The sequence below is a fragment of the uncultured Mucilaginibacter sp. genome (assembly GCF_937859865.1).
Lineage (GTDB): Bacteria > Bacteroidota > Bacteroidia > Sphingobacteriales > Sphingobacteriaceae > Mucilaginibacter_A.
The window spans coordinates 1-17,604 of sequence record NZ_CALMAT010000072.1; the positions used below are offsets into that span (position 1 = coordinate 1).

The window sequence follows — 17,604 nt, forward strand, 5'->3', positions numbered from 1 at the left end:
CCCAAACTTTCAGCTTCGATTCGTATTTCCAGTAAAAGCCCTCTCCTGCCGTAGCATCGGATGTTGCATCAATATGCACACGTTTTTCTCCGGCCACGGCACCAACTTTCGGGTCGGCATAATGGCGGCAAAGATTAATGAGCGCATCGGTATTTAAAAAAGTATTGGCATCGGTAAAAACCATAGCTTCGGTGGTTACGGCTGCCACGGCGCGCTGCACGGCTGCAATTTTACCCAATCTTGCTGCCGAATGCATCAATTTAATTTCGGGATATTGACCAACGATTTTCGGTGTTTTATCCGTAGAACCATCCGTAATAAACAGAAATTGAATCTTATCTTTCGGATAATTTAAAGCAAGCGTATTTTTGATTTTTTCTTCGATATAAGCTTCCTCATTATAAGCGGCCACAATTAAAGTGCAGGTTGGCAGTTCGTTTTCTTCAGCCGATGGAATGCTTCTTTTACCCCTAAAAATTTGGCGAAGCTTGACCAAAACAAACAGAATCAAACCATAACCGGCAAAGGCGTAAAAGATCAGAAAAAGGCTGAACCAGAAAAACGCAATCATTTAATTTCTGTTGGGTAACCGATATAATTGCTGTTGCTGTCGTTGGTAAAGTTCCACCAAATAGACCGGAACATTATACCAATGTGGGCGACGTTATTTTTGATCAGGTAAGAAAAGATATTCCGCGGCGTTACGATCAACAAGAAGTGCATGTAAAATACCAGGCGCTTAAAAAAAGGAGCGTTGCGGCGGATGTACAACACGCGGTTGCGGTTCATGAAATAGGTTTTGAGCATGCTGTTTTTACCCACCGAAATTGATTCTTTGTGGTAAATTACGGCTTGCATATCCACCCAAATTTCGTAACCGGCGCGTTTAAAATGATCGCACCAATCCAGTTCTTCGTAATACAAAAAAAACTGTTCAGGCATTAAACCTGCTTTTTTGAGCGCACATTTTCGCACCATCATGGCGGCACCGTGCGCAAAACCAGTTTTTCCGGTCAAGTGGTCGTACTGCCCGTTGTCTTTTTCAAACTGCCCGATGCACCGGTTACGCGCATTATAATAGTTCATACTGGTAAATCCAGCGTATTGCAAAATGTCTGGCTCGTCAAAATACTTGATTTTAGGGGAAATGATACCGATCTGCGGGTTTCGCTCCATTTGCCCGGCCAGGTGGCCAATCAAACCTGGCGTAATCTCGGTATCGTTGTTAATCAGGAAAAGATAATCACCGGTAGCTTCGCGGATACCTAAGTTGTTACCGCCGGCAAAGCCCAAATTCTTCTCCGAACGGATAAAATAAACCCAGGGATATTTTGTTTTCCAAGCTTCTATTGGGTTTGTGTTGCTGCCATTATCCACCACAATCATCTGGATTTCCGGGTAATCGTTTTTACTGATGACAGATTGCAGCAAAGCTTCGGTAACGTCGGGCTGGTTATAATTAACGGTGATGATAGAAATTAAGTGCATAAAAACAGTATAAAGCTAAGCCTAAAACAAGTTAAGCTAAGCTTTATACGTGCTTCAAAAAAATTTGGCTGTTTAAAAATTCAATTTTTATGTTTTTTTATGCCCTTAAATTTCGAGTTTGCCTTCCACAGAATCGTCGAAAGTTTTGCCTACAACGGCCGATGCGGTTTGCTTTAAAAATGCAATGGCGTCGCCATGTTTGTTGTCCCAGTAATAAGCTTCTGTCGGCACAACTTTAACCACGCTGATACGCGGGTCGTCCTTGCCTTCGGTAAACCAGGCTTTCAGAATCGGGTCCCACAATTCTTCAATTTTTGCTTTGTCTTCGCTGATGTAGGCATCGCCGTAAACATTTAAAAACCCGGAGCGGTGGCTTTCCTGAAACAGCAAATGCACGTGGTCGTCTTGTTGTATTTCGTTGTTTTTGTGACTGTCTTTGCTGCTTAAAAACCACAGATTGCCTTCGTCGTCCACTTTTTGAACCTGCATCGGGCGGATGGCCAGCGGCGAGCCGGTTTTAATTTGCGTGCAAAAGAAACAGGTTTGCGTGCCTTCTGCAATTTCTTTCAGTTTTTTTAAAGCTGCTGTCCCGGCCAGGCTTTTTAAATGGTCTTCTTCTTGGTTTGCGTTTATGCTGTCCATAATTTTTTTGATTGTTTTTTTTAAGCTTAACAGGTTTTGGCCGAAGCTGTTTCGCTTCACTGTTTTTATGCCGGTAAAAGAAGCATCGGGGTTTTCAGCAAAAACAAAAGATAAAACACAAACACAAAACATTTTAATTATTACGAAAGTTGTTTCAGGATAAGTAAAAACAAAAATACTATGGAACAAACCAATCAAGACCCAACTAAAAAATACGAGAACCAGCCCATGCCCGAGCAGCGGCAGGAAGCGCCCGGAACCGAAACCGAAATGCAGCCCAAAGCAGACCACGGCGAAACATCATACAAAGGATCAGGCAAGTTGCAAGGCCGAAAAGCCATTATTACCGGCGGCGATTCGGGCATTGGCCGCGCCGTTGCCATTGCTTTTGCCCGCGAAGGCGCCGATGTGCTGATTGCATATTTAAACGAAGATGAAGACGCGCAGGAAACCGCCAAACTGGTGGAAGAAGCCGGGCGAAAAGCGGTTTTAATGCCAGGGGATTTGCGCGAAGAAGCACATTGCCAGCAAATTATAGAAAAAGCGGTGAGCGAACTGGGTGGAATTGATATTTTGGTGAACAATGCAGCTTTCCAAATGTCGCGGAAATCGTTGCAGGAAGTAAGCAGTGAAGAATGGGACCGCACGTTTAGAACCAACATTTACCCAATGTTTTACCTGTGCAAACATGCCGAGCAGCATTTAAAACCGGGCAGCACCGTCATCAACACCACTTCGGTAAATGCGTACAAACCAAAACCAACGCTGATTGCTTATGCGGCCACCAAAGGCGCCATCCAAAATTTTACGGCAAACATGGGCCAGCTTTGGGCCGAAAAAGGCATCCGTGTAAATTGTGTTGCGCCGGGGCCAATCTGGACACCGCTGATCCCATCAACCATGAGCGAAGAAGAAGTAAAATCATTCGGACAAGACGTTCCGTTGAAACGTGCAGGCCAGCCGGCAGAATTGGCTCCGGCTTATGTTTTCCTGGCTTCCGAAGATTCGAGCTATATGACCGGTTCTACCATCCAGGTAACGGGCGGCTCGCCAACAATTTAAGCTGATAAAAACAGCCTCATTTTTTACCAAAGCAGGAAATTGTGGATAACAGTTTCCTGCTTTGTCATTCCCTCCGCCCCAGCTTTACTTCCTGATGCTTCTTTTATGCCTGTAAATTCTGTTTGTAGATATTACACCGATGGAAAATTACCATAAGCCAATGATTTTTATACGGTAAAAGAAGCATGTAAAATAAGTTTGATAAAATTTTAAAAACGCTTTTATCCTGTTTCTCTATTTTATAATAGTGAGGTTTTTGGGGATGACCTTACTTCATGCTCTCTAATTGCTTAATTGTTGTTTCGCCCAGCTTTTTAATATGGTAATGGCATCAAAGAGTACGCCAGCTTCCCCGCGAAAATCCCCCGACCCTTTTGGTTCGCCATTCTGCACGTTGTACCATTCATAAAAACCCCGATGGACTATTGTTCTTGTAATCATGGGTTTAAGGTCTTCATAAGCATCGCCAGCCAAACCAAAAGGGGTTAAAGCTTCTGCAATCCGGCCGCCAAACCACGTCCAGTCGCCCGCGTTTTGATAAATATAAGGGTGCATGTTCGGGAACTGTTTAGCAGGATAAGGCGGATAAACGGTCATGCCTATCGTTGCAAATTTTTCTTTTGCCGCACTTGCACGCAATTGTTGGTTAATCTGTTTGATTTCGGGCAAAGTATTGAAACCAGCCAGGATGGCACAGATTGACCCGCCCGAATAAAGTATTTTTGATTCGTTAAAAGTGGGCGTAAAGGGGCTTTTTTGAAGGTAAAGATGTGGAATATATTTCTGGCTTTTCTCCGACCACAAATACCGCCTCACCTGTTTTTTCAGGTTAGCTGCTACAGCAGGCCAGTTTTTACTGAACTTATAGCCTTCAGGCTTTATCGCTACAAGATCCCTGAGTGCAATGGCAAACATGGCATTATCGTAAATATCAATTGCCCATTTGGTTTCTTTATTAATAGCTACTCCCCAGCCCGACTCCGGTTGCACATCGCCCCAGTCAATGGTGGTGGCCCCTTTCACCAACTTATATTGATCAGACCAGCGTTCATTCAACAGGTATTGCATGGCATCTTCCATCCTGCGGATAACTTTTTTGCCAGCGATCACTTCCTGCAAAATAGATGTATCACCTGTTACATCAATATATTTCTTAACCGCCTGAACAAGCGAAGATTCCTGGTCGGTTTCAACCGTGTTTTTATGAGCGGCCCAAGTTGGCAGCAACTTTGAATACCGGTAATTATACCCGCCCTTTGCTTTTGCAGTATCTACAAGGCCGTCAACAATGTTTCCATCTTCGCCTTGAAACTTAAAAAACATCAGCAACACATTTTTAACCGTGTTTTTATCTTGTGTTTTTAGCGATCCTTTGATAAAAGTGTTCAGGTCGCGTATCCAAACTTCGTTATAAGAAGTCCCCGCAGAAAAACCTTTTAAAAGCACAAGCGCCCTTTGCTGGATGGTATCTAACCGATGGTCTTCCAATATGTTTTTTGCAACTGCTTTGTCTTTTGATGATTGTGCAAAAACAGTGGAGGCACTACAAATAACCGACAAAGCAATTGTGATAAATGAGTTTTTCATGGAGATTAAGATCCTGTTTAAATTTTGTTGAACTTATTTTTCATGCTTCTTTTAGCACCTAAAAATCATTGTCGTTTTTTGGTTTTTGTGTGGATAGAATATCCGGGCACACCAAATTTACAGGCATAAAAGAAGCATTATAAATTTAAACAGACATTATTTTACGCCCCAGTTTTTGTTAGGCTGAGGACCCATTTCCAAAGTTAATTCCCCTCCTTTAAGCAGTTCTTTTGCCGGAAACCAAAAAGACTGCAGTATTTTCCCGTTCAAGGTAGCACGCTGTACATATTTATTGTCGCGGGAAACATGATTTGCTTTGATGGTAAATTTGTCTCCCCGGCCATATTGGTGGTTTAGATGGATAACCACTTCCGGAAAAATCGGGCTTCCAATCTCGTAAATCGGATTGGCATTGGCACCGCCATCTGTTTGAAAAAGCCCTAAAGCCGACATGATAAACCAAGCGCTCATCTGCCCTTGGTCTTCATCGCCCAAATAAGCATTGGCTATGCCGTAACCGTAATAACGATCGAGGACAGACCGACTCCACTTTTGGGTAAGCCAGGGTTCTTTTCCCCAGTTAAACAAGTAGGCAAAGTGCATAGATTGCTGGTTGCCCTGGTCAACCGGGTTGTTCCAATATTGGTCTCCGGGCGCGTTAAACCGGTTTTTAAAGCTTTGGCCAAAACCCCAGGAAAGGCGGTCAACAAATTTCTTTTCGCCAATGGTTTTGATGAGCCCGGGCAAATCCTGCGGAACAAAGTAGGTTAATTGCCAGGCATTTCCTTCTACATACTGCTCATTTGCGCCAGACCGGAACGGGTCAAAATTGGGATACCATGTCCCGTCTGATTTCTTCATCCGCGCATAACCTGTTTCTTTATCAATCGCATTTTTCCAATACGCCGAGCGGTCTGTAAACAAGTTGTATTCCGTTTGCTTGCCCAAAGATTTGGCCAGTTGGGCCACTGTCCAGTCATCATAAGCATATTCAAGCGTATTTGAAAACCTGCCCAAATCATAAGGCACATATTTGTATTTTAAGTAAACCTGCAAATTTTCATTTCCTGCAAAACCAGCATTTCCTACTTTTTGGGCCGGTGTAGTTTGCATTTTATGTACGGCTTCAAAAAGTTTTTGCGGATCATAATCACGGATACCCATTTGATAAACACTTACCACTAAAGGAATTTCGTGCTCGGCAACCATTACCGGTACATAATTCATTCCTGCCGGGCCTTTGGCCAGCCAGCCGTTGGCATCGTACATCGCCAATTGTGATTTTACCCAATTGGAAGACCATTCGGGCGTGGCCAAATTCCAAAACTGGTTTAAGTTCCAGAAAGTGTTCCAAAAAGCATCGCAGCCCAATGCCGGGGAATTGGGGTCTTTTAACTGCTGTACTTTTTTTGAAGCATCCACCCATTTGCCGTTTACATCGCTCCAGGTATTCCTGCTGGCCAGTGCCCTGAACATGTTGCTGTAAAAACGCATTTTCTCGCGCCTGTCGTTGCTGCTGATTTTCAATCGGCCTAACAATTTGTTCCAGGTATCTTTTTGTGCATTGCGGACTTTATCAAAACTCCAGTCAAAAGGCTGCGTTACCTCGGTTGTTAAATTTTCCCGGGCATCTGCTATGCTTACCAGTGAAATGCCTGTCCGTACCTGAACCACCTGGTTTTCATTGGTGTCAAATTCTGCAAAAGCACCTGCATTTGTAGGGTTTGCAACGTTAACAATATCATGGTCGCTTACCTGTTGGTTAACCCAAGTGCCAAACTTTTTAACAGGACGGTCAAACTCGATCACAAAATGGACGGTATATTCCTGGTCAACGCCGCCAGCCCATACGTTTGCCGAAAACTGTTTGCTCGACCCTTCGATCCGGTAATCGCTTACTTTGTTGATGCTGACTTCTTTTAAGGCATAATCATATTCGGCAGGGATTTTTAAGTCCATCATTACCCTCGCGTCCGTCATTTTTGGATAAGTATAACGCTGAAAACTGCACCGGGTAGTTGCCGTTAGTTCTGCTTTAATGTTATGGTCTGCAAGCAGCACTTTGTAGTAGCCCAGCGGTGCTTCCTCCGTTTCTTTATTAATCTGCGAGCGATACCCTTCCTCCGGGTGCTGTTCATTGCCCACAATAGTTTTTAATGGCCCGCTCGTAGGCATCATCCCCAAACCCGCCATGGTCCATTCGTGGATATGGCTGAAAGTGCCGATGCTTTCATAGCTTGGTTCATAACCGCCCATCCATTCCGAGTTTTGGTTGTCCGGGCTGATCTTCACCATACTAAACGGCATCCACGGGCCGGGTGCAATCATCCACCTGGAATGTGCAGAACCTAATTTTGTATCTACATAATCGGCAGCAGAAAAAACAGCGTGAGGCGCGCGCTGCACTTTTCCTTTTTCGATAGAAATATTATTGCTGAAGATTTCATAATTACTGCTTTTCGCTGCGGAAACTGCCGGCATCGGCACTTCAAATTCGTACCGGGCAGAATCAAGGGTTTCTGAAAAAACCAGCTTTCCATCTAATTTAACAGCCAGTTTTGGTTTTCCGGTCAAATGCTGCACATCAACCAACAAAGGTTGATAATGCCGGCCATTTTTTTCGATCTCGTAATCAGCCGCTTTAACATTTCGCAAAAATACGTTGGTGGGTTTTATCAGGATGAGGTCTTTCGGTGCTTCTAATTTAAGCTGATCAAATACCAGCCAGGAACCTTTCAGCGTAGTTATTTGTATTTCGTTGCCGCCTTTATGCAGCAAACCTGTTGTTATCGGGATTTCTATTTTATATGGTTTGGCATGGCTTAAATCTCCTTCAATGGCATTATTTTCATCTCCTTTTGGCAATTGAAACCGAAAAGGTTTTCCGTTGATGATAACTTTTACCAGCGGCGGCAAACTATCATGGTAGGCCAGCACATTAACCGTGAAATTACAATTATCATTTGCTGGGATTTGCGCTATGCCAAACAGGATGTTTAACACTTGTGTCCTGATCCCGGAGTTTTGGGCCGTGCCGCCCCAGCTATCTTTTGGGCCGGGCAATACATAAGGCCAATCCTTTTTGGGGTTAGAAAAGCCGATCAAAAAATAACGGTCTTCCCAACCAAAATCATTGTCCAAAAAATGTTTGTAGTTGGAAGGCGCCAAAGCCATATCGCCATCACTATGGTCTGCCTTGCCAATTTCCCAGGCAACTTTGTTTTGGGCCAAGGCGCCACAAAAAAAGGCCGATAAAAACAGTATGAGCATCCCCTTTTTTATACTCATCCTTTGCTTAAAAAAGTTGAATGGGTTGGTGTTTAAAGTAATCAGCCCACAATTATTGGCAACAAATACATGTTTTGGCAAATGGATTGGATTGATCAACAAAGACAAAAAACGCTGGTATTTTTTGCTGATGCGGTTAAAGAAATATTGGTCCATAATAATTGGTTTGATATCCTGTTTGGGCTGGTTAATGTTTTTTTAGGTTGATAATCTTTCAAATTTTATCAGGGATAGCGATGCTTCTTTTAGGGCATAAAAATCATTGAACTTTTTTGATTTTTGATAAAAGGCGCAACACCAATTTTTATAGGGTAAAAGAAGCATTGTTGTTTTTGAGGTTGAAGAAGATTTCTCCCTTTGGCGCGAAATGACAGCGCGCTAAAAGAAGCATTGTTTTTCAGGATGAAACTGAAACAGGTTCTTGTTTTTTCATGTCTTTTTATGTTTTTAATTTTCCTTTATAGCTTGCTTTCCAATAAGCTTCTATGTTTTCTAAAGAGCGGCCTTTTGTTTCGGGCAATAGCTTCCAGGTAACCCACAAGGCAGGCGAGCAGCATATGGCAAAGATCCAAAACGTCCACGAAGAGCCTAAATTTTCCAGCATGACAGGCGTTAACTGGCCGACTAAAAAATTGCCAATCCATAAAGAAAGCGTGGCCAAAGCCATGGCTTTCCCACGGATGGCGTTAGGAAATATTTCGCCTACCACAACCCAGCAAACCGGGCCGAAAGAAAAAGCAAAACAGGCAATAAAGGCAAGGATAAAGATCAGGATCCAGGGTCCGGATGTGATGCCAAAATAAAACAAGGCACCAATAATCAGCAATGAAACCACCGCGCCGCTTATTCCTGCAAACAACAGCAGCCGCCTCCCCCATTTATCTATGGTAAAAATAGCAACAAACGTAAACAGCACGTTAACCAGCCCGATGGTTACCTGCCCGCCCAAAGCATTATTGAGTGTGAAGCCTGCTTGTTCTAATATCCTCGGGCCATAGTAAATAACTGCGTTTATACCACATACCTGCGACAGGAAAGGCAAAAGCAAGCCTATCCATAATGCCTTTTGGTAAACCGGTGTAAACAGTTTCCGGAGGGATGATCTCTGGTTATCGGTCTGTTCCTTAAAAGCGTTGATTTCGTGCTGTGCGGCATTTGCATCCTCTATTTTGTTTAAAATGGCCCTTGCTTTTTGCTCTTCGCCTTGTAAAAGCAGCCATCTTGGCGATTCGGGGACTAAAAACAAACAAATTAAAAATATGGCTGCGGGCAAAGCACCCAGGCCAAGCATTGCCCGCCATACTTCTGCAGAAAATATTTTTCTTAACGCCTCCGTACCAAAAGAACCGGAAGTGTGGTTTGCCAGATAAGCGTTTGAAAAATAAGCAAGTACAATCCCTATCGTTATGGCAAGCTGGTATAAAGATACCATCATGCCGCGCAAACGGGACGGTGCAAACTCGGAGATGTACAAAGGCGAAACCATAGACGCTACGCCAATGCCCAAACCACCAATCAAACGAAAAACAATTAATGCAGTAAACGAACCTGAAAACATACAGCCCAAGGCGGAGGCCAGGAATAAAACAGCCGACAAAACCAACACCATTTTACGGCCGTATTTATCGCTCAACCTGCCCGAAAAGCTTACCCCAACAATGCACCCTAAAAGTGCGCAGCTTACAAACCAGCCTTCGCTAAACGCATTCAGGCCAAAATCATGTTTAACCAAGCTTACTGTTCCTGAAATTACAGCGGTATCAAACCCGAACAAAAACCCGCCCAGGGCCGCTACCAGGCAAACCAGGTACAGGTAGGTATTATTATTTTTTGCCGAAGTATTGCTTGTTGCCACAGTCATGTTGTTTATTTTAAAAATGCTTTAACCACTTTTGCCCGGCCTTTTCCAAGGTTGGTTAACACATAAGATTTTGCTGCTGCCGGCACTACAAATGTTTCTGCGTAAGCAAACTCCTGTTTTGTTCCGTCGGCTGTTTCTAATAATACAGCTTGCCCTTCTACCAGCATCATTACCTGGCAACTTTGGTTTGTTTCTGCTGCAAACTTCTGATCAAATTCCATCCGGTGCACATCATAAAAATGTTCTGGGTGTGTGGGCAGATGGATCAATTGCCAGCCTTCCCCTTCATTTATAATTGCAGGTTTTGAAATAAGCTCCTGCTGTACACGTTCGCCTTTACGCTTAAAGTTAAGGTTGTTAAAAGCATGGTCAATGTTGATGGGCCTCGGCTTGCCATCCAAACCTAACCTAACCCAATCGTACATTTTAAAAGTAAAAATATACGGGGTTGCGCTGATTTCTAAAACCAAATTTCCTGCCCCTGCGCTATGCACAGTGCTGTTTGGGATTAAAAAAAGATCGTGTTTATGCGCAATATGCGCTTGTACATAAGCTTCAATAACGATTGCTTTGCCCTCTGCCTGGCTTTCTTCCAGCGCGTTTCGGTAGGCTGCCGGGTCAATGTTTTCCTGAAAACCTAAGTAAACTTTGGCATTTTCCTGGCAATCTAAAATATAATAAGTTTCGTCTTGCGTGATGTTTTCTCCGAATACTTCTTTTATGTACTTTAATTTAGGATGGCATTGGATGGACAGGTTTCCGCCTTGCCAGGTATCCAAAAAATCAAACCGGATTGGAAATTCATCACCAAACTTTTGTGCATGTTTGCCCAGCACCTGTTCTTGGTTATGAAACATCAAAAAATCAAAAGACACTTCCAGCAAAAAACCATCGCTTTCAAATACCAACCCGTTTTCCGGAACGATCAATTCAAAAGACCACGCATAGTTAACCACATCTTTGTTTAAATTCCCGATGTGCTGTTTGATCCATTGGCCGCCCCAAACGCCCGGCTCAAACCAGGGCCGTACCCGAATTACCGAACGGCTGATCTTATCTAAACCTTCGGCAAGCGTTGTTTTAAACATCCAGTTGATATCGTTTGGCCATTGCCCGTCTGCTATCACTGTAATCTGATCAAGGATTGCTTTTTTATGTTGATTTAAAACCACCCAATCTACAAAGTAAAACCGCTTGTAGCTATAAGCGGGTTCAAAAACCTCATTGCTTCCCAAATTGGTGATTGATCCGGCCCTCATCCTAAACTGCAATTCGTTTTTTGGCAGATCAATATAAATTACCGGGGCATTCCAATCAGATAATATTGCGGCAGGGCCGATCACAATATTCAGGTTAAATCTGTTATCCGGCAATTGCCCGGACAGGTTCTCTATTTCATAAAAATCTTTTAAGTTTAACGTAGTTTTGGTTCCCCAAACCGAACCATCAATACCCAAAAAAGGCTGCACCATTTTTTCTATGGCTGAAACCGGCTTTAAAAAATCTTTTGTATTGACCCAGTTTACAGCCATGTTTTCGTTTACAAAATATTCTTGAAGTTTGGATTGAACCTTGTCCCAAAAAACCCCGACAAAACCATCAATAACTACTGTTTTTTGTTGGATGATCCACTGTGCAAGCGAACCGTAGCCATTAAATATCTGGTTGTTCCCCAATGCCTGCGCCGGGTAGATATTATACTGGCCCTGAGCAGCAAAAGAATAGTCTAATTTTACAGGCATCAGAGATTGGGAAGATTTCCGAAGCGGCAAATCAAAAACTTTGTCTTGACCGTAACTTTTAATATCGGTTTCCATTATTGCTGGAAGGTAGTTATCTGTTTCATAAAAACGCTTAAATGAAAAATTGACGAAACAAGAAATAAATGAAAAAACAGGTTTATGTTATAATGTACAAACATAATATTAATTCTGTGTTTTCAAATTAATTTCAACATCAATCGCCTGGCAATTATTATCGTAAAAAAACCGGCCAACAATAAGGCGCAAATAATTATGATGCTTCTTTTATCGCCTAAAAATCAGTATGTTTAAATTTCTTTGCTGATTCTGGCTATAAATTCAGTCACTGATTTTATGGTGGTAAAAGAAGCATGGCCATTCCTATCAATTGCCAGTTGATCTCTCCAAAATGTTTCTATTCGTCTATGCAGATTTATTTATTATTGCAGTTAATTAAAAGGTATGCGTTATTCTATAGACCATAAAAGCCCTGTCCCCCTGCACGCACAAGCTGAAACATTGTTAAGAAAATTAATTGCAGAAGAAGATTATCAAAACGGGAAAAACCTGCCGAACGAAGTTGAACTGGCAAAAAAACTGGCCATTTCGCGTACTACTTTAAGGCAGGCTATCAACAAACTGGTTTTTGAAGGGCTGCTGGTACGTAAAAAAAGGGCCGGAACCAAAGTTGCCCAGGCAGCAGTGAGTTCTAAATCAAACAATTGGCTCAGTTTTTCTCAGGAAATGAAATTAAGGGGCATACCGATCAAAAATTTTGAGCTTCAGGTAAGCCAGGTTTTTCCAAGCGAAGAAGTGGCCAGGTTTTTTGAAATAAAAACAGACCGCCAAGTTTTAAAATTGGAAAGGGTGAGAGGAAAACCCAACGAACCCTTTGTTTATTTTGTATCTTATTTTCATCCGCGGGTTGGCCTTACCGGTGAAGAGGATTTTAAAAAGCCGTTGTATGAACTTTTAGAAAATGAACATTCAGTTATAGCCACACTGTCCAAAGAAGAAATCAGCGCCAAAGCAGCTGACCTTTTTATTGCAGATAAACTAAAGATCGCTGTCGGCAGCCCCGTACTTTTTCGGAAAAGATATGTTTTTGACCATGGCGAAAGGCCGATTGAATACAATTTAGGTTATTACAAGGCAGACAGTTTTATTTATACCGTAGAAAGCACCCGGTAATTTACGAAAGTTTATTACGGTTGTTGAGAAAAACGGGCTGCTGTTTTAACTTTGTTTAATATATTTCTTATGCTTGATCTTAAGCAGACTTTTTCTGAACACTTACACCTAATTTTGATCTATATATGATTACTAAAAAAGAAGTTTTCGGATACGAGCCCGATCCCCAATATTCATTGTTGGCCGCCTACTTTTCTATGGAATTTGCCATTGACCAGTCGTTAAAGATTTATAGCGGGGGTCTAGGCTTTTTGGCCGGTTCGCATTTAAGGAGTGCGTATCAATTAAAGCAGAACCTGATGGGCATCGGTATGTTATGGAAATATGGTTATTATGACCAGGGAAGAGATGCCAATGCTTTAATGAAACCGGATTTTATTGAAAAAGAATATTCCTTTTTACAGGATACCGGCCTTGTTTTTACTGTACCCGTTCATGATTCGCCGGTACACGTAAAAGCCTGGTTACTAAAACCTGAAACTTTTGGCTCAGCCCCTCTTTTCTTATTAAGTACGGATATACCTGAGAACGATAATCTCTCTCGTTCAATTACACATCATTTGTATGATGCCAACGAGGCAACACGTATAGCACAAAGTATCGTTTTAGGAATAGGCGGTGCCATGCTGCTGGATAGCCTGAACCTCACTCCTGATGTTTATCACATGAACGAAGGACATGCGGTAGCGCTTAACTTTTACCTATATGCCAAATTAAAAAGTTTAGAAGAGGTTAAAAAGCGTGTGGTTTTTACTACCCATACCCCCGAAATGGCAGGCAACGAAGAACATAGCTTTAGTTTGCTGAAAGAAATGTCTTTCTTTTATCATTTGCAGGAGCATGAGGTAAAATTTCTGTTGGGCTTGGAAGGCCATAACTTTAATTACACACTGGCCGCACTTAAATTTGCCCGCAAGGCTAATGCTGTCTCGAAATTACATGGAGAAATAGCCCGAAAGATGTGGGGCAGCAATAGTGGTATTTGTGAAATTACTTCGATTACCAACGCGCAAAATAAAACTTACTGGACGGATGCTGTTATGGGCAAAGCAATCAGCGAAAATGAAGACTCGGCTATTGTAATCCGTAAAAAAGAACTTAAAAAGCAACTCTTTAAAATTGTAGCAAACCAGTGCGGAAAGTTATTTAATGAAGATATACTAACTATTGTATGGGCAAGGCGATATGCAGGCTATAAACGTGCGGACCTGATTATGTACGACTGGGTGAGGTTTAATACGCTGGTGAGCAGCACACAATATCCTATCCAGATTATTTGGGCCGGAAAGCCTTATCCGGAAGACACTTCCGCTATTGGCTTGTTTAACCAGATCATTACCAGGGCAAAGCCATTTGCCAATTGTGCAGTACTTACCGGATATGAGCTGGAATTGTCCGCCTTATTAAAAAAAGGAGCTGATGTATGGCTAAACAACCCGCAGATGTATCATGAAGCCTCTGGAACCAGTGGAATGACGGCTGCTATGAATGGTACAATAAATTTGTCGTTGCCAGATGGCTGGGTGCCGGAATTTGCAAAAGATGGTGAGAATTGCTTTGTGATACAACCGGCAGACCTACAGCTTTCTGAAGTGGAAAAGGACACGTTAGAAAACGCACATTTAATGGATATGCTGGAAAGTACCGTATTGCCAACCTATTATGGCAATCAAGCGAAATGGTTAAGCATGGTTAAAAAAGCAGCAGAAGATATATATCCTTCCTTTGAATCGGGCAGATTAGCCCAAGAGTATTACGAACTGATGTATAAGGTTTAGGCGAACTGAATATAAGGCATCGCCTTCCAGGTCATCTTATAAATATTAATGCTTCTTTTAACACTATAAAATAGCTGTTTCAACCAGCCACTAAATTTTAGGTGATAAAAGAAGCATCAAGGATATTCAATTAATATCAACTTGATTGGCCCGTTTTTTTCAAATGTGATGAAAGTCATTTATAGGATTGATTTACATCATGCCAGTTCTGATCTGGAATTTGGAGATTTGAATTATTATAAAGGATTGAGATTTTTAAGACGCAACAGCAATGAAAAGCGAAACCTTAAAAATGCACACCTAAATTTCTACCGATAAAAGAAGCATCGCCGTTCGGGTGATCCCGACAGATGAAGAATTGATGATCGCAAAAATAGTAAGTACCTTGACTGCTGATTAGGTCGAATAAATTAAGAACAAACATTAAGTTTAAAAATATGGAAATGAATAGTGTGTTAGAAATCGAAATCAACAAGAACAAACCGCTTTCGCCCGAATTGCTAAGTAACATGCACGCTTACTGGCGTGCTGCCAATTATTTAGCTGTCGGGCAGCTTTACCTTCGCGATAATCCTTTGTTGAAAGAACCGCTGAAATTGGAACATATTAAAAACATGTTGCTTGGGCATTGGGGCACTACGCCTGGCCAAAACTTTATTTATACGCATTTAAACCGGATTATCAACAAGTATGATTTGGATATGATCTATATTTCCGGACCGGGCCACGGCGGGCCGGCAGTTGTTGCAAGCACGTATTTAGAAGGAACTTACAGTGAAGTTTATCCGGTAATAACCCAGGATGAGGAAGGCTTGAAAAAATTATTCATGCAGTTTTCTTATCCCGGAGGTATTTCCAGCCATGCTTCGCCACAAACGCCCGGATCCATGCACGAAGGCGGCGAACTGGGCTATTCTTTAAGCCATGCTTTTGGAGCAGTATTGGATAATCCTGAACTGATTGCTGCTTGTGTAGTTGGTGATGGAGAAGCGGAAACCGGGCCATTGGCAACCGCCTGGCATTCCAACAAATTCCTGAACCCGCTCAACGATGGCGTAGTATTGCCCATTTTACATCTCAACGGTTATAAAATATCTAACCCAACAGTTTTGGCAAGGATAACGCATGAAGAATTGGATCAGTTATTTCGCGGTTATGGCTGGACACCGATTTTTGTAGAAGGTTCTGAACCGGAATTGATGCACCAGTTGATGGCAGCAGCTTTAGACGAAGCGGTTGATCAAATCAAGCAAATTAAACTGGACGCTGCTGAACATAAAAATGCAACACGTCCGCGCTGGCCGATGCTAATTTTACGGTCTCCAAAAGGCTGGACAGGGCCAAAAATAGTTGATGGTCAACAGATTGAAGGTACATTCCGTTCGCATCAAATCCCGCTTTCGGTTTCAGCATCAAGTCCAGAAGGTCATTTACAACAGTTGGAAAGCTGGATGAAGAGCTACAAACCTGAAGAGTTGTTTGATGAAAAAGGCAGGCTAAAAACAGCATTGGCAGCACTTGCGCCAAAAGGCCAACGCCGTATGGGCGCCAATCCGCATACCAATGGTGGTGTTTTACTGCGAGATTTGCAAATGCCGGATTTTAGGGAATATGCCGTAAATGTCAATTTGCATGGCGTAACTGGTGAAGGGGATGTGCATGTAAGCGGACGTTTCCTGCGTGATGTGATTAAACTCAATGAGGATAATTTCAGGATATTTGGCCCGGATGAAACCATTTCTAACCGTTTGGAAGAAGTATTTGAAGCGACTAACCGCCAGTGGAATACGCTAACCGTAGAAAACGATGAATTCCTGGCCCCAATAGGCAGAGTAATGGAAATGCTGAGCGAGCACCAGTGTGAGGGCTGGCTGGAAGGTTATTTGTTGACCGGCCGACATGGTGTTTTTAATTGCTACGAAGCATTTATCCATATTATAGACTCCATGTTTAACCAGCACGCCAAATGGTTGAAAATGACACTGGAAATTCCCTGGAGAAGAAAGATTGCATCCTTAAATATATTACTTACTTCCACCGTTTGGCGCCAGGACCATAACGGCTTTACCCACCAGGACCCTGGTTTTATTGATCATGTAATCAACAAAAAATCAGAAATTGTACGCGTTTACCTTGCGCCTGATTCTAATTGCCTGTTATCAATCATGGATCACTGCCTGCGCAGCTATCACTATGTAAACGTGATTGTTGCCGGCAAACATCCATCGCCGCAATGGCTTACAATGGATGAAGCTGTGGCACATTGTACGCGCGGAATTGGTATGTGGGATTGGGCAAGCAATGACTTGGACCAGGAACCGGACTTGGTAATGGCTTGCAGTGGCGACGTGCCAACGCTGGAAACATTGGCAGCTGTATCCATATTGAGGGAGCATTTACCGGAATTAAAGATCCGGGTGATTAATGTGGTTGATTTGTTGAAATTGGAAAGAAAATCCGAACATCCGCATGGCTTAAACGACCGTGATTTTGATTCTTTGTTCACCAAAAACAAACCTGTCATTTTTGCTTTCCATGGTTACCCTTGGTTAATTCACCGCTTAACTTATAACCGTACCAACAATCCTAATTTCCATGTTCGTGGTTATAAAGAAGAAGGCACGATTACCACTTCTTTTGACATGACGGTTTTGAACGAAATGGATCGGTTTCACCTGGTAATGGATGCGATAGACCGTTTGCCGCAAACCGGCAGCAAAGGCACTTACTTGAAGCAGAAATTGCAGGACAAACTGATTAAGCATAAGCAATACATCAACCTAAATGGCGAAGATATGCCGGAGATCAGGAACTGGAAATGGGTTAAATAAGGATTATAGAAGTTTTGTTTTTCTATTTAAAGCCTGTTTAAATTATATTCAGTTTATTTTCCATGCTTCTTTTATCACCTAAAAATTGTCATTGCTATACCTTTTCTTACTTAGCATCAATTACAAAAATCAAA

General features: G+C 42.4%; 11 protein-coding genes. 4 read left to right on the forward strand and 7 right to left on the reverse strand.

The features are described 5' to 3' along the window. From Q0192_RS07320 to Q0192_RS07330, 3 genes are all read right to left on the reverse strand, one after another. Positions 1 to 571: glycosyltransferase (locus Q0192_RS07320; RefSeq protein ID WP_299288315.1), on the reverse strand; the 571-nt coding region annotated here is incomplete at its 3' end. Further along, a complete protein-coding gene (locus Q0192_RS07325; protein ID WP_299288318.1) occupies positions 568 to 1,488 on the reverse strand; it encodes a glycosyltransferase family 2 protein in 921 nt (306 codons plus the stop codon). The genes Q0192_RS07320 and Q0192_RS07325, both read right to left, overlap by 4 nt. A 105-nt stretch (positions 1,489 to 1,593) precedes the next feature. Then, the gene (locus Q0192_RS07330) at positions 1,594 to 2,130 is read right to left on the reverse strand and encodes a pyridoxamine 5'-phosphate oxidase family protein (protein ID WP_299288321.1); all 537 of its coding nucleotides are present in this window, start codon (positions 2,128 to 2,130) and stop codon (positions 1,594 to 1,596) included. A 180-nt stretch (positions 2,131 to 2,310) separates the two neighbouring features. On the opposite strand from Q0192_RS07330, the gene Q0192_RS07335 reads away from it, so the two are divergent. Then, positions 2,311 to 3,192 carry an SDR family oxidoreductase gene (locus Q0192_RS07335; RefSeq protein WP_299288324.1) on the forward strand — a complete coding sequence of 294 codons (882 nt, stop codon included), beginning with the start codon at positions 2,311 to 2,313 and terminating at the stop codon, positions 3,190 to 3,192. Positions 3,193 to 3,474: 282 nt separating this feature from the next. Here Q0192_RS07335 and Q0192_RS07340 read toward each other — a convergent pair whose 3' ends face one another. The 4 genes from Q0192_RS07340 to Q0192_RS07355 all read right to left on the reverse strand — a co-directional run bounded on the left by Q0192_RS07340 (position 3,475) and on the right by Q0192_RS07355 (position 11,745). Then, positions 3,475 to 4,779: a hypothetical protein gene (locus Q0192_RS07340; RefSeq protein ID WP_299288327.1), complete on the reverse strand. Its 1,305-nt coding sequence runs from the start codon at positions 4,777 to 4,779 to the stop codon at positions 3,475 to 3,477. Between the two features lie 156 nt (positions 4,780 to 4,935). Continuing rightward, on the reverse strand, positions 4,936 to 8,223 hold the full coding sequence (locus Q0192_RS07345; protein WP_299288330.1) for a GH92 family glycosyl hydrolase: 3,288 nt from the start codon (positions 8,221 to 8,223) through the stop codon (positions 4,936 to 4,938). Between the two features lie 283 nt (positions 8,224 to 8,506). Beyond that, positions 8,507 to 9,928, reverse strand: a complete 1,422-nt coding sequence (locus Q0192_RS07350; protein ID WP_299288333.1) for a sugar porter family MFS transporter — start codon at positions 9,926 to 9,928, stop codon at positions 8,507 to 8,509. Positions 9,929 to 9,933: 5 nt separating this feature from the next. Next, positions 9,934 to 11,745, reverse strand: a complete 1,812-nt coding sequence (locus tag Q0192_RS07355; RefSeq protein ID WP_299288336.1) for a class I mannose-6-phosphate isomerase — start codon at positions 11,743 to 11,745, stop codon at positions 9,934 to 9,936. Positions 11,746 to 12,132: 387 nt separating this feature from the next. Between Q0192_RS07355 and Q0192_RS07360 the strand changes: the two genes are divergently transcribed. The 3 genes from Q0192_RS07360 to Q0192_RS07370 all read left to right on the forward strand — a co-directional run bounded on the left by Q0192_RS07360 (position 12,133) and on the right by Q0192_RS07370 (position 17,470). Beyond that, positions 12,133 to 12,861, forward strand: coding sequence for a GntR family transcriptional regulator (locus tag Q0192_RS07360; protein WP_299288339.1), 729 nt, complete (start codon positions 12,133 to 12,135; stop codon positions 12,859 to 12,861). Positions 12,862 to 12,986: 125 nt separating this feature from the next. Next, positions 12,987 to 14,639 carry an alpha-glucan family phosphorylase gene (gene glgP / locus Q0192_RS07365; RefSeq protein WP_299288342.1) on the forward strand — a complete coding sequence of 551 codons (1,653 nt, stop codon included), beginning with the start codon at positions 12,987 to 12,989 and terminating at the stop codon, positions 14,637 to 14,639. Between the two features lie 443 nt (positions 14,640 to 15,082). Further along, a complete protein-coding gene (locus Q0192_RS07370) occupies positions 15,083 to 17,470 on the forward strand; it encodes a phosphoketolase (RefSeq protein ID WP_299288345.1) in 2,388 nt (795 codons plus the stop codon). Positions 17,471 to 17,604: the final 134 nt, after the last annotated feature.

What these genes read in the sequence shown, in the direction of transcription:
- Q0192_RS07370 (WP_299288345.1), top strand. Translation starts at nt 15,083, where the DNA reads ATGAATAGTGTGTTAGAAATCGAAATCAACAAGAACAAACCGCTTTCG.
- Q0192_RS07340 (WP_299288327.1), bottom strand. Translation starts at nt 4,779, where the DNA reads ATGAAAAACTCATTTATCACAATTGCTTTGTCGGTTATTTGTAGTGCC.
- glgP (WP_299288342.1), top strand. Translation starts at nt 12,987, where the DNA reads ATGATTACTAAAAAAGAAGTTTTCGGATACGAGCCCGATCCCCAATAT.
- Q0192_RS07335 (WP_299288324.1), top strand. Translation starts at nt 2,311, where the DNA reads ATGGAACAAACCAATCAAGACCCAACTAAAAAATACGAGAACCAGCCC.
- Q0192_RS07350 (WP_299288333.1), bottom strand. Translation starts at nt 9,928, where the DNA reads ATGACTGTGGCAACAAGCAATACTTCGGCAAAAAATAATAATACCTAC.
- Q0192_RS07330 (WP_299288321.1), bottom strand. Translation starts at nt 2,130, where the DNA reads ATGGACAGCATAAACGCAAACCAAGAAGAAGACCATTTAAAAAGCCTG.
- Q0192_RS07355 (WP_299288336.1), bottom strand. Translation starts at nt 11,745, where the DNA reads ATGGAAACCGATATTAAAAGTTACGGTCAAGACAAAGTTTTTGATTTG.
- Q0192_RS07325 (WP_299288318.1), bottom strand. Translation starts at nt 1,488, where the DNA reads ATGCACTTAATTTCTATCATCACCGTTAATTATAACCAGCCCGACGTT.
- Q0192_RS07360 (WP_299288339.1), top strand. Translation starts at nt 12,133, where the DNA reads ATGCGTTATTCTATAGACCATAAAAGCCCTGTCCCCCTGCACGCACAA.
- Q0192_RS07345 (WP_299288330.1), bottom strand. Translation starts at nt 8,223, where the DNA reads ATGGACCAATATTTCTTTAACCGCATCAGCAAAAAATACCAGCGTTTT.